This is a genomic window from Neobacillus sp. S1115, from assembly GCF_055385565.1.
In genome coordinates, this window is sequence record NZ_AP038275.1 from 3735151 (window position 1) to 3748226 (window position 13076).

At 40.3% G+C, this 13076-nt stretch carries 11 protein-coding genes; 5 read left to right on the forward strand and 6 right to left on the reverse strand.

The features are described 5' to 3' along the window. Positions 1–121: 121 nt before the first annotated feature. Complete coding sequence (locus ACZ5B7_RS18045) at positions 122–781, reverse strand: hypothetical protein (protein WP_464490425.1); 660 nt, start codon at positions 779–781, stop codon at positions 122–124. 361 nt (positions 782–1142) lie between these two features. Between ACZ5B7_RS18045 and ACZ5B7_RS18050 the strand changes: the two genes are divergently transcribed. Beyond that, positions 1143–1421, forward strand: a complete 279-nt coding sequence (locus ACZ5B7_RS18050) for a hypothetical protein (RefSeq protein WP_464490426.1) — start codon at positions 1143–1145, stop codon at positions 1419–1421. Between the two features lie 937 nt (positions 1422–2358). Continuing rightward, positions 2359–4566 (forward strand): glycoside hydrolase family 3 protein, encoded by a 2208-nt coding sequence (locus tag ACZ5B7_RS18055; protein WP_464490427.1) that lies wholly within the window; start codon positions 2359–2361, stop codon positions 4564–4566. Between the two features lie 141 nt (positions 4567–4707). On the opposite strand, the gene ACZ5B7_RS18060 is transcribed toward ACZ5B7_RS18055, so the two are convergent. Continuing rightward, a complete protein-coding gene (locus ACZ5B7_RS18060; RefSeq protein WP_464490428.1) occupies positions 4708–5085 on the reverse strand; it encodes an FAS1-like dehydratase domain-containing protein in 378 nt (125 codons plus the stop codon). A 190-nt stretch (positions 5086–5275) separates the two neighbouring features. Here ACZ5B7_RS18060 and ACZ5B7_RS18065 point away from each other — a divergent pair, with 190 nt between their 5' ends. Beyond that, positions 5276–5632: a hypothetical protein gene (locus ACZ5B7_RS18065; RefSeq protein ID WP_464490429.1), complete on the forward strand. Its 357-nt coding sequence runs from the start codon at positions 5276–5278 to the stop codon at positions 5630–5632. Between the two features lie 51 nt (positions 5633–5683). On the opposite strand, the gene ACZ5B7_RS18070 is transcribed toward ACZ5B7_RS18065, so the two are convergent. The 3 genes from ACZ5B7_RS18070 to ACZ5B7_RS18080 form a co-directional block, all read right to left on the reverse strand. Continuing rightward, positions 5684–6793, reverse strand: coding sequence for a GerAB/ArcD/ProY family transporter (locus tag ACZ5B7_RS18070; RefSeq protein WP_464490430.1), 1110 nt, complete (start codon positions 6791–6793; stop codon positions 5684–5686). A 225-nt stretch (positions 6794–7018) separates the two neighbouring features. Further along, on the reverse strand, positions 7019–8179 hold the full coding sequence (locus ACZ5B7_RS18075; protein ID WP_464490431.1) for a Ger(x)C family spore germination protein: 1161 nt from the start codon (positions 8177–8179) through the stop codon (positions 7019–7021). Then, the gene (locus ACZ5B7_RS18080; RefSeq protein WP_464490432.1) at positions 8179–9723 is read right to left on the reverse strand and encodes a spore germination protein; all 1545 of its coding nucleotides are present in this window, start codon (positions 9721–9723) and stop codon (positions 8179–8181) included. Before ACZ5B7_RS18080 ends, ACZ5B7_RS18075 begins: the two co-directional genes overlap by 1 nt. 188 nt (positions 9724–9911) lie before the next feature. Here ACZ5B7_RS18080 and ACZ5B7_RS18085 point away from each other — a divergent pair, with 188 nt between their 5' ends. Then, positions 9912–10343, forward strand: coding sequence for a hypothetical protein (locus ACZ5B7_RS18085; RefSeq protein ID WP_464490433.1), 432 nt, complete (start codon positions 9912–9914; stop codon positions 10341–10343). 64 nt (positions 10344–10407) lie between these two features. Here ACZ5B7_RS18085 and spoIIP read toward each other — a convergent pair whose 3' ends face one another. After that, on the reverse strand, positions 10408–11559 hold the full coding sequence (spoIIP, locus tag ACZ5B7_RS18090) for a stage II sporulation protein P (RefSeq protein WP_464490434.1): 1152 nt from the start codon (positions 11557–11559) through the stop codon (positions 10408–10410). Between the two features lie 582 nt (positions 11560–12141). Between spoIIP and ACZ5B7_RS18095 the strand changes: the two genes are divergently transcribed. Next, positions 12142–12963 carry an MBL fold metallo-hydrolase gene (locus ACZ5B7_RS18095; protein WP_464494519.1) on the forward strand — a complete coding sequence of 274 codons (822 nt, stop codon included), beginning with the start codon at positions 12142–12144 and terminating at the stop codon, positions 12961–12963. Positions 12964–13076 lie beyond the last annotated feature (113 nt).

Genomic DNA, 13076 nt, shown 5'->3' on the forward strand with positions numbered 1-13076 from the left:
TTCCCGCATTTTCACTTATGATTTCCATTGAAAAATCATTTAATTCCAACAAAATTCTACCCTGTATTTTGAGCAACGCTGGATCTAAATTTTTTTGATGCACGAGAACCGTCCCCATGCATCACCAAGAGAATTTATAGGTTTTTATTCCGTTTCCTACCTGATAGATTGTTACTGTGACTGGTTTGTCTGCAATGTTTTGCTCGATATACCTTTTTACATAGTTTCCTACGAAGTTTTCTTCGGCGCTTTCTACACCGTATACATAAAGTTTATGACTATTGAGATAGTCTGTATTAATTGTTAATGTCCAGTGACCACTATCTACATATTCTTTAAATAGTTGTTGTTGGGTCTTTTGAGGAACTACTGGCTCTTGTTCTACTGGCTTTTCAATTGGAGCAGGTTGTTCGGGGTGTTGTTCTATTACCTGTGGCTGCGGCTGTTCTACATTCGGTTTTTGTTCTGTTTGTCGAGTTTGTTCTACTTGTGGTTTTGGCTGTTCTACAGGTTGATTTTTAGGTTTTTGAGTTATTTGTGGTGTTTGTTCAATTTTCTTATTTTCTTCTTGCTCTGGTTGTTTAGTTTGATTATTATTAGGTGTTTGTTTATTTTGTTCTACTGGTTCTCCTGGTTTTTCCTCTTTAACCACGTTTATCTTTTCATTTTTCATTTCTACTTTTTCTTTCTTTGGTTGCTCTGAGCTCTCCTCTTCTGTTGCTGTTTTACCACAACCAGTTAATAATCCTATTGTTAAGAAAACTGATAGTATTTTTTTCATAAAATATTTCCTCCAATAAACCTCGTACAAATTTATTATTCTTAAGATGAGGCATGGGGACGGTTCTCATGCATCATTTTAGCCTTAAAGGTCAGCCAAAAAAGACAACCTAAAATAGTTGTCTTTTCATAGGTATCTATCCCCTTTAACAAAAATACTTACATATCCGGTTCCCTTAATGCAGCAGTTGCCGTAATCAAATATCCTTCGAAAGTGTAACCAATCCTCCCCTTGGCGACAGTTCCCTCAAGGTTTTTCTCTGAAAAGGGACCAATAACCCTTACTGACACGCCATTAGCAATATGACTCTAGATATTGTATGATAAAATGCATGATGAAAACTTATATAAGGAGAAAAGTCATGTTTAATGAAGAGTATGAATTGCTTTTAAAGAAATCTGTTGAGGTAGCTCCAGACTGGTTAAAGAAGGATGTCGAAAGCATTGTGAGTAAGGACCCTCATGCAGGCATCAGCTATCTCATTTCAGAATTGCATCACACCTATACATTTAGCATCAGACATATTTTATCGGCAAGCCATTTATCTAGCGAGTGGTCACAGGTTTCAAGAGAGCGACTGAATTTTATTGATAATAACATTGATATTATTGTTGCACTTTACAATGAAATAAAGAATTAGTAACGATTCGTGAGTGAATTTCTTCTTATAAGATAATAAGACGGCTCCCTATTTGGGAGCCAATATATTTATTTAACTAAAGCGTGCTGTGAGAATAAAGAAACAATCTTTTCTTCAACTTCTTTTAACATCCCTCTATATGCTTCCTCATTGAGTGAACCAACACTTCCAAATAGCAAATGGCCTACTGGCTCAATGCCAACGAATTCAAAGATTCCAGTATCAGATCTAATTTTTCATCCCTTCTTTCATTCCAATCTCATCATTAGAGGGACCCTTTTTATTTTTCCCTTCTTTTCAGATGTATTGATCCTTTAATTTGCTTCAGAACATGGTAAATAATGAGTATTAAGTGTTGGAATGGTGAGTAAAAAGTCCATCAGTGGTCGTTTTGCCTCATACATATATCAATTGGAAAATGGTAAAGATTATGGAGACGTGCGAGGTTTATGTAGGTTCATGGGGACAGTTCAAGAACACTGCGAAACTCTCTCTACCATGGCTTCTTAAAGAGACGGAAATGTCCGAACCTGTGCAGCCTTCGGACAAAATCGCTCGAAAAAGGGTCAGAAGTATACGAACCTGTACAGCCTTCGGACAAAATCGCTCGAAAAAAGGTCAGAAGTGTCCGAACCTGTACAGTCTTCGGACAAAATCGCTCGAAAAAAGGTCAGAAGTGTCCTAACCTGTATAGCCTTCGTACAAAATCGCTCGAAAAAAGGTCAGAAGTGTCCGAACCTGTACAGCCTTCGGACAAAATCGCTCGAAAAAAGGTCAGAAGTGTCCGAACCTTGTTAAGGGTTTTTTCAGTGATCTCGGACGGTTCTTTTGTTTCATTCTGGTTCCTACAAAAGCACTTCTCTTTAAGAACTAGAAAAAGATGATGCACAAGAACCGTCCCCATGCATCAAAAATATTGTTTAAGGAGAGTTCTTCCATGAATAACGAACATACTCTTGAGCCCGAACTGGATGCGGCGGTACACAGCTCTCACGGCAATGGTCCGTTTCCGTGGATGGATCAGTCGCTTTCGCCTAGGGAACGTGCTGAGAAGCTCGTAGCAGCCATGACCTTGGAGCAGAAGATTGCCCAGCTTCACGGAGCAATGGAGACGATTAACATCTACGCCTTACCGTCAATGGAAGAAATGAATGCGATGAGCCCTGAGGAATATGACAAGCTCATGGCCCAGATCCAAGTGCAGCGCCATGTAAAGGGTATCGAGGAACTTGGTATCCCGCGTTTTCGGATTACCAACGGCCCAGTGGGTGTGGGGATGGGTGACGGGCACCCGAGCCCACCTGCTACCGCATTGCCGATGACCATTGGTCTTGCTGCCGGTTTTGATCCTAAGCTTGCCCGCGATTACGGGGACATAATCGGTTCGGAGACTGCGGCACTGGGTCAGCACGTGCTTGAAGGACCGGGTGTTTGTCTGCACCGAACCCCGATTGCCGGCCGCAACTTTGAGTACTTCTCTGAAGATCCATACCTTTCAGGAGTGATGGGTGTTGAGGTAGCCAAAGCAATCCAGGCGCACAACGTTATTGCCATGGGCAAGCATTATGTGGTCAACGATCAGGAGTATGAGCGCTTCCGTGCCAGTGTCGAAGTGGATGAGCACGTGCTCCGCGAGCTCTACCTGCTGCCATTTGAAATGCTGGTCAAGGACGCGGACCTTGCAGCGATCATGAGCGCATACAACCGGGTTCGTGGCACTTACGCCACCGAGAACCGTTACTTACTCAATGACATTCTCCGGGATGAGTGGGGTTTCCAAGGCTACGTGCAGTCCGATTTCTGGTCCTGCCGCTCCACTGCCGCGTCGCTGACCGCAGGCATGGACCATGAAATGCCAGATGCCAAGTGGTGCAACGAGACCAACGTAAAGAATGCGCTCGAGGACACGAGTCTCGAGATTCAAACCGTCGACCGGGCGTTGGTTCGCCGCTTTACCCAGATGTTCCGTTTTGGACAGTTCGAACGTCCTTACAACCCGGGCGTCATCGACGCTAAAGGCCATGGTGCCATCTCCCGGAAAATCGGCTCCCAGACAGCCGTTCTTCTGAAAAACGAAGGCGGAATGCTGCCGCTCGACCCGAAAGCTTACGGCACCATCGTGATCATCGGCCAATCCGAATTTGTCGACGATGCCTGCAATGGCGGCGGCGGCTCGTCCAAGGTTGACCCGCTTTACACCGTTCCACCGGTAGAGGGAATGCAGGAAGTCTTGCACGGCCTTGGTTCGGAAGCGAAGGTCAGCAAGGTGACCGTCGCCAAAGACCTGTCGAACCTGGAAGAGGCGAAGTCTGCCGCCAAAGAAGCCGACCTGGTTATCCTGATGGCTGGCTTGGTTGCATCCGAGGGTGCCGATTTGCCAAGTCCAAACATGCTAAACGATCAGAATCGCATGCTTGACGAACTTCTGGAAGTCAACCCGCAAACAGTTCTGGTCATGAAAGACAGCAGCCCCGTGATGATGCCATGGATCAACAAAGCTCCGGTGATTCTGGAAGCATGGAATCAAGGTACTGAAGATGGTCACGTCGTTGCCGATCTGCTTTTCGGTGTTGTCAATCCATCTGGCAAGGTTCCTACTACCTATGCGGCATCCGAGGACGATCTTTTATACACCGGCCACCCTGAACGCTATCCTGGCACCGACGAAGGCAATGGCTTCCCGGTTATCCGTTATTCCGAGGGGCTCAACATGGGGTACCGCTGGTTCCAGTCTCAGGGTATCAAGCCACTATTTCCGTTCGGCTTTGGCTTGTCCTACACATCATTTGAGCTTTCTGGATTCTCGGTAACCGCGACCCAATCGGATGGCAAAGCACCGATCACAGTGAAGGTAACCGTAACCAATACAGGGAAGGTTGCAGGTGCCGAGGTCGTCCAGGTTTATTTGGGCATTCCCGTCACAGGGCAGCCGCCTAAGCGCCTGGTCGGGTTCCAGAAGGTGTTTCTTGAGCCGGAGCAGTCACAAGAGGTTAGCATTACGATTGATCCGTCCGCGACGAATCATCCGATGAGTGTGTGGGACTACTGCGAACATGACTTTGTAGTGAAGCCTGGCGAATACACGGTATACCTTGGTACCTCCAGCGAAGATACTCCTTTCGAAGCTACGTTGGTCGTTTCCTAACCGCAGATTGGTTAAAATAAAAAAGGATTGAATCCTGTACACTAGACAGGACTCCATCCTTTTTTTCTAGTTTAAATAATCTTAAATATCATTCCGCAAATTCCAATGGCCTTAGGCCGTTTATTCGAAGAAAGATTAATTCTATAATATCACGCCCGCAAAGTTTCCTCTCAGCACTAGTTTCTCATTCTGATTTGTGCACAAGAAAGTTGCCATAATGGCGGTTCTATTATTCTCTTGCTTTTCAAACTGCTCAATTGTTACTTCACAAATTATCGTATCTCCCGTAAAAACTGGTCTTAAAAATTCAAAATTCATCGTACGAGCGAGTACGTTGTAATCTCCGCCAACCTTTGTCGGTAATGTAGCAGTTAACAACCCTTGAACTACAAGTCTCCCCTGTTCATCTGGAGTAATATGATGATTCCCTTCATCCATAGATACTTTTGTAAACATTTCAACATCTTCTTGTTTGAATGTCCGTTCAAACTTAATGATGTCTCCTACTTTTGTTGCCAATCTGGTCTCCTCCTCGAATTTAATACTAATATCAGTATAGATAAATTCGAAAATTCCAACAATTGATATCTTGTTTTTTCACCAGTAATATAGCCACAAATGAAAGGCCCAGATATTTGTCCACACCCTGATTAAAAACAAATCATATTTTATTGTAGGAGAAAACGGTAGAAAGGAAGATAAAAGCATTATGGAGTTTGAGAAAGAACATAAGCCTCCACAGGATAATGGCGATCCCTTTACAAATCTAATGTTCGGGAAGAAACGAAGAGTCATCGAAGAAGATATTACGAATCAAACAGAAGAATTCCCAGACCACCATGAACCTCCCCATGCACCTCAAAGGGATCCTTGGTTGTTTGGGGCAAACAGTACCGAGACCCCCACACAGGTTCACAATCAGTACAACCAAATTGAACATCTTCTTAACCAAGTAGATATCATATTGCTCATGGAAACGGTTGATGAGGCAGTTAAAACCTATAAACTATATCAACCCATGTTTAAGGACGTTTCAACTTACCTGAAAAAATTCTTTAAGAAGTGAGCCATTGACCACCGTCCGTATTAGTTTCGGTTTCCTTCCACTTTTAAGTCTTCAATTTGTTTCCAACTTTGTTTTTTTCTTATTGGATTGTTTTATTGTGTCCACCATTAAGTAGAGGATAGGTATGAACTCTAAAAAGTATAAAAAAGTAGGCCATGCGTAGTAAAGAAAGCTAGATATTTCTGCAGATCCGCTTGACGTGTTTATAGATAAAGCGACCATAACTGCTGCTAACGAAAACGTCAGAGGGCGGTGATCTTTTAAACGAAATAGATGGGCAAGAATTTGAACTGAAATCGTAAAAAAAACGGTCACTTTCAAAAAAACCATTGTTGCCCAAATCGAAATTAATAAATGATCCAAGTTTTGAATGAAATCCGCGATTCGAATGTAGCGAATCATCTCTAACATCGGATAGGTAAGATGACTGGATAAATTCGGACCAAAAAGTAATAATAGCCAAATAATATTTTGTCCAATAAATATAGCAGAAAAAAAAGTCGCCCACATGATTGACTTTAGTGTTTTATGCTTTTGAGTTAAATATGGAAATAAAAAGAGTAAAATAACGACTTCTCCAAAAGTTGGAGCAATCTGGAAGCTGCCGTTAAAGATTCCTTGTCCGCTATGGTTCGTAACAAAAGCGATCCAGCGGTCCCATTGTAATTCCTTACCAATAAAAATCGCATTTCCAATATTCCCTAGAATCACAAGATAAAATAGCCCTTGGGCAATCCGGAATAAATTTTCAAACCCTAAACGTGCTGTGACCGCTACAACCATTCCAAACATGCAGCCAACCGCCCAATTAGGTGTTCTAGGGAGATAGGTCTGCACGATGAAATCTTCATATTCTCTTAAAATGATTCCACTAATTTGCAGGAAGGAGACGAAAAAAAACACCATAATTGGAATATGAATCCATTTGGGAAGTATCTCACTACCATAGTGGACGAAAAATTCGTTTGGTCTTCGGGTCGCAAGTTTTATGACAAAATAGGCAAGAATAATTCCTGCTAAACCACTTATAAAAATAACGAGCACTGAATCGTATTGAGATAGGTAAATCAGGCGACTCGCTGCAAATCCAACCAATGTGGAGTAATAATAAAGAATGAAAAAAAGCATTAATTGATTTTGAGTGATCTGTTCTGTCTTCAAAGGAGTCCACCTAACCTAAAATTTTCTGTTGAATCGGTTCAAAAATGAACTGAATCAAATCACTTGGACTGGGCATATGCTCGAATAATACAGTAGAAATGCAATAAATACAAGAAACCCCTAGGGTACAAAGGACAATCCAATAGGTTCTTTTTTTCCGTTTTTTACTTTTTAAATATGTCCACTCATATCCAAAGATAATGAGAAATCCGATAATAATTAAAATCATAAACTTTTTTCCTTTTCCCAGAATGAATTGTTTTCAGCACCTAGTCGTTTAATATGCAAATCAACCTGAACATTCATTTTTACTTTTTCATGATAAGATTCAGGCCAATCTTTTTTAACCATTTTCCATATTTTTGGTTTGTGCCAGGATAAGTATTCACTGAATTGGAAAACATCCGCTTTAACCTCTTGAGAAGCCTTTAAAGTGGCTTTAATTCTATTCCGGATTTGCTTTTCAGCTACATGCTCAAGTTGCGCCATTTGTTTTTCATTTGTTAAACTCATATCGGATTGAGATTCAGAAATATTCCCTTCCGCTTTTATATCCACATTAAAAGTGAACGGATCTTTTTTAGAAGGTCGGATCTTTGTATGTGCGTCCATGACTAATAAACTGATTAACTGTTGATCGGCCGGGGCTTTTATAGTTACTTCGGCACCTTTTATCAGGTTGCGAAGCCAGAACGCCCCTCGGCCCACTTTCGCGTCTAATTTCCCGACCATTTTATAATTATGAAACAATGCCATCTCCCCAGGACTGACAAAAAGCCCTTTTTTCCCTCCCTCACTAAGCATTTTTATTGTTTTCTTTGTTAAAATGCCGACAATCATATCGCCGTTAGATGTTTCAAGAAAGTCTTTTGGTGTTGTATCGACTGTCACCTTTCTTTGGGCAAATGATATGGGAATGGTGGTTGGAAATCGTTCAAATATCGGAGTCAATTCTTCGATATCTTTTGCTTTTCCTGGTGCAATTAATAAAGTTTGATTGATATTCAAATTTGGTTCGCGGAGAACAAATTCCAATATATCCCTGATACCGTCCCTCGCCATTTCTTCGCTGATGATAATGATCCGCGTATGCCCCCAGCTAATATTTCTGGTCAGGGTGGCTTGTATTTTCTTATAGGCTTCTGTAAAAGTTTTTCCAGTTGCAGATTGTAGCGAATATGGTTTTCCGGTTGTACCGGCACCGCCGAGATCACTAGGGACAAGGCGATTAGGCAGGGAAAAAGATAGGCTTATCTCCATGTGGCCATTTGCGGCCTTATCAACGTAAATGCCGGCGACAAAAGCGCGCTCATTAAGTTCATATTGTGACCAGCAGCCGGTTAATAGCAATGGGCATAACAAGATGAGCATTTTAAGTCTTTTCATTAATCTTCATCATCCCCGAGTGCGGATTTCTCGATATTGGAGCGAATACGATCATTTGACCCGGAAAAGGAGGGACGGCGCTGCATCTTCCACCAAGGAGCGCGGATGAAGATATCCTTTAAATCGCTAGTTCTAAGCGGTGCTGTTGGTGAAAGATAGGGCATGCCAAACGAACGTAAGCTTACGACATGAATATAAATTAAAATGGTACCAATCATTAAACCGAATATTCCAAAGGTGCCAGCTAAAAACATAAGTGGAAAGCGAAGCAATCGGACGGAAAATCCTAAATCATAACCAGGTATGACGAAGGAGGCAATCCCGGTAATCGAAACAATGATCACCATAATGGCCGAAACAATCCCTGCCTGCACGGCTGCTTGGCCGATGATAATTGCACCTAGGATCCCAATCGCCTGCCCTACCGCTTTTGGAGTGCGAATCCCTGCTTCCCGTAAACCTTCAAAAGCCAGTTCCATCAATAAGGCTTCCACTATGCTTGGAAACGGGACATTTTCCCGTGATGCAGCAACACTTAATAATAAACTGGTAGGAATCATTTCCGGATGAAAGGTGGTAATCGCTATATAAAAGGATGGAAAGGTTAGCGAAACGATTAACCAGCCATAGCGAAGCAGGCGAATAAAACTGGTAAGGAAATACCGTTGATAATAATCTTCAGCAGCTTGGAGAAACATGTAAAAATTTACAGGTGCTATAAGCGGAATGGGGTCACCATCCACAAAAATAACCACCCTGCCTTCCAGTAAGGCTGCTGCCGCCACATCCGGCCGTTCTGTCTTTTGTGATTGAGGAAACGGTGATAATGGCCGATCGTCAATACACTCCTCAATATAGCTGCTCGCTAAAACACCATCGATTTTAATCCTGTTTATTCTTTGTTTCACTTCTGCTATTAAATCATCTCGACAAAGCCCCTCAATATAGCTAATAATGACCTTTGTTTTTGTATACTTTCCGATGACAAGTTGTTCCATTTTTAAGGCAGGGGATTTTATTCTTCTGCGAACCATGGTGACATTCGTATGGATATCCTCCAAAAACGCCTCTCTTGGCCCCCTGATGACATTTTCGTTCGTGGTTTCACTACCGGTTCGCTTTTCGAAGTTTGTTAAAGGAAAAGCGATCATCCGACTGTCACCTTCGAAAAAAACAATAATTTTTCCATCTAAAATGTTTTCTGCTGCTTCCTCCATATCTGAAAGAATGCTGGTACACATTGTACTAATGGACTGTAAATCAAGTATTTTATGAATCAATTCACTTGATGAGGAAGCAAAATGCGGTGAAACAATATATTTTAACACTTGTTCATCAAATGTTTGCTGATCCACCATACACTGCAAAAATACAATGCCGCAGCGCGTTTGATTGGCTGTTAATTCGTGAAAGGTGATGTCAATACTTTGTTGGAAGGTTTCTTTAAACCATTCCATTCGCACATCAAAATCCGCACCTAAAAAAACTTTTTTATTTTCCTTTTGGGTTTGCTGCAACCCTTTCAATTTTGAAAAAAACGACATCCGTCTCACTCCACGAACTTTTTGTTAGAATTCCCTTTTTTAGTAAAAGTATTTTCTAAATAAAAAAACGGTGAATTAGTTGATACACCGTTTTTACTTCAAATAATAGTTGTAATTGAACATGAATAGACGAAACGATATTTGTAAAGCCTTCTAGTATTGATGTTAATGGAGGAAAATGTTTTCATATGTTTTCATTTCGAGGAGATGCTCATAAAATTTACCTGAAGCTAAAAAGGGCATTGAACAATGAACAATCATTTAAATCAGTAAAGGAAATTGACCAAATTGAACAAATTCAGAGCTTTTACATTACTTTTGATAGTCCTACATTAAAAAAAATATATTTTTGCATGATAAAAGAGAAAAATGGCTCCGGAATCATACCTATTCTTGTATCTTCTGGCCCGTGGCTGCTACTTCTTTTTTCAGAGCAATTACAAAAATTTCTCTTCAAAGAAGGAAGTGTACTTTGGATTTACTTCGCTTTCGCCTATATATTCATCCTTACCATGAGCGTGATTCTTCACTTTCATGAAAAATCTTGGGCTTCCGTTCATATCGAAATCATCCAGGGAATTTTACAGGAACGAAAAGAGCAATCTCAGGTAAAAAGTTGATAAAAAACAGACCATCATTTTGATGATCTGTTTTCTGGCATTCTTATTAACTACTTCTCTTAAATTAGCCATTCCCATTCACTTCGTTTGATCCATTTGTTTTCCAATAATAGTCAGCAAGTATCTCCGCAAATACATCAATCGTATTATGAAGTTCATTCAAATTATTATCTACACCACCAATTTCCAGCAGCATTGCGTTATTTGATAGATCTTGATTGTATACACCGTTCCCATCCTTATACGTTTTTAGAAATACCCCTCTACTGATCCCAGGATATTTTTTTTCTAACTCTCCGTTCAGTGCTTTCGCCACCTCCAGATTTTCGAGGTAATTTTTGTTTTCTTTTCCTACTACAAAATAGAGCCTTGCATAGCTTGTACCATTAATCGTTTTAGTAGTGGTCTCTTTCCCTAGTGAATCACGATGAATGTCAATAAAATATTTAAATTGATTGTTATTGGCTGCGGCTGCTTCGACAATCTCTCGAGATTCTACATATGCTTTTGTTGATTCCCATCCCTTTTTCAACAATTCTTGAGTCATATTGGTTTTGTCATGCTTCACGCCGATACCTTTACTCATTAAATCTTGAGCTAATCGATTGCCTAACCCAATGACATTTACCCTTTCATCTGAGCTAATGGCATCGTCAGGTGTTTTTGCATCTTTTAAAACCGGAAGGAATGACTCCCAGCTGTGGGATTGATAAATAAATACGGTTTTGTTTTCGGGATTTTTAAGCCGGCCATCATCGGTTCGTTGATTTTCTTTTAATTTCTCTTCAGATGCTTGTCTCTCCTTCAATAAAGCCCTATTTGGAGGAGCCGATTCTTTTGGAAGGTTCCTTAGGTTCGTTCCCTCCCCTGCTACGACGATTTCTGTTTCATGCATTCTTAATCCAGGTATTTCATTGCCTAAGTACGTTCTTATATCTGTTGGTTTGATGGTGGTTGCTATCTGGAATGCAACATCTGTTATTTTTGGTATAGTAAAAACAGGAGTATTCAATTTTCGGAAAAAGGAATGATTCTCCGATTTAAAAAATTCAACAAAGAGTTTCTGTCCATTTAAGATTCCGATTGAATTACTCATTTTTAGGGAAGTAATATTTACTTTTAACACAATAACCAATGAAATAGTGAAGAACATTAATAGAACAACTAGGACAGAACGATAAATAAATTTTAGTGGGATGATTTTTAGCGGATTCATTGGAAATACCTCCTTATCTCATGTGTATGAGTGAATAAGGAGTTTAGGAGGAAAAATAGAGTTTTTATTTTTACAATATAGTTACTTTATTACAGGTGTGAAAAGCAAAAGCCAGCACCTTTAAAAGGCTAGCTGGCTTTTTAGAGTATCACACAAATATCCATTACCATGTCATTCTCCTTCTGTATATGCTTCCGATGTTTTATCTTTGCACTCCCAGCATTCCGCACGATTTCTCTCCATTACTGACAATTCCTCACCACATGAAATACAAATATCCATTGATCATGCCCCCTTTCCACTGTTTTGTCCTTAAAAACCACCAACTTCTTTTAGCAACTATTGTAGTTACATTATATTCTGAAAATTGGAACATTCATATTTTAATTATGTTACAGATTCATTTCATGGTATTTTTCTCGTTATTTATTATAGTTTACATAATAAATTTATTGATAAGTTTATCTAGTAAAGTAAAGTAACTGGAATATTTTGTAAAGATTTTTAAGTGTATGTCTATTCGAAAAATCCTTTAAATATAATTTTGTGTATATCCTTTTTTTGGAAAGGTTGGGGATACCTCTGAAAAATTATATTTGCGAGACTTGTGGTGTTCAGTATGAAAGTTTAATGAAAGAACCAGAGCAATGTACGATTTGTAATGAGGAAAGGCAGTATGTAAATCCGAATGGGCAGTCGTGGACCACGTTGGAGAAAATGGCTAATGAAGGCTATCAAAATAGGTTTACTTTTGAGGAAGAAGGTCTATTCAGCATAACCACTATTCCAAAGTTCGGAATTGGTCAAACTGCTTATTTGGTCCAAAGTGCGGGTTTCAATTTATTATGGGATTGTATCACTTTTATTGACGAAAGTACCATTAAAAAGATGAAGGATTTGCGTGGACTGCAGGGAATTGCCCTATCCCATCCGCATTATTACTCTGCACAAGTTGAATGGGCAGAGCTATTCGATGTGCCGATTTATATACATGAGGATGATAAAGAATGGGTCATGAGGCCTAGCGATAAGATTCTTTTCTGGTCAGGTGAATCCCTCGAATTACATAAAGGGGTCATTATTCACCGTCTAGGCGGACATTTTAAAGGTGGATCAGTTTTAGAATGGAAGAATGGGAATGAGCAAAAGGGAATTTTACTGTCAGGTGATATCATCCAAGTGGTCGCCGATAAAAATTGGGTCAGCTTTATGTATAGTTACCCTAATCTGATCCCACTGCCTGCACCAAAAGTGCGTGAGATGGCCAATATCGTAAAAGAATTGGAATTTGACCGATTGTATAATGCTTTTCATGGCATAATCAAAAAAGATGCCAAAATAGCCGTTCAGAAGTCAGCGGACAGGTATATTGATGCGTTAAGTGGAACGTTGTTTGATACTTAATCTGTACTTCGTTTGTTCGGTTTTATTGGCAGCCGCACCGGCCCACTTTTCTCTTTTCCGGGCACCAATTCTCCTTTTCAAAAAACAAACCTCAAACTTCAAGTTGAGTTTGA

Coding starts and splice junctions, on each gene's coding strand:
- ACZ5B7_RS18065 (WP_464490429.1), top strand. CDS start 5,276: ATGGAGTTTGAGAAAGAACATAAGCCTCCACAGGATAATGGCGATCCC.
- ACZ5B7_RS18045 (WP_464490425.1), bottom strand. CDS start 781: ATGAAAAAAATACTATCAGTTTTCTTAACAATAGGATTATTAACTGGT.
- ACZ5B7_RS18050 (WP_464490426.1), top strand. CDS start 1,143: ATGTTTAATGAAGAGTATGAATTGCTTTTAAAGAAATCTGTTGAGGTA.
- ACZ5B7_RS18055 (WP_464490427.1), top strand. CDS start 2,359: ATGAATAACGAACATACTCTTGAGCCCGAACTGGATGCGGCGGTACAC.
- ACZ5B7_RS18075 (WP_464490431.1), bottom strand. CDS start 8,179: ATGAAAAGACTTAAAATGCTCATCTTGTTATGCCCATTGCTATTAACC.
- ACZ5B7_RS18085 (WP_464490433.1), top strand. CDS start 9,912: ATGTTTTCATTTCGAGGAGATGCTCATAAAATTTACCTGAAGCTAAAA.
- spoIIP (WP_464490434.1), bottom strand. CDS start 11,559: ATGAATCCGCTAAAAATCATCCCACTAAAATTTATTTATCGTTCTGTC.
- ACZ5B7_RS18080 (WP_464490432.1), bottom strand. CDS start 9,723: ATGTCGTTTTTTTCAAAATTGAAAGGGTTGCAGCAAACCCAAAAGGAA.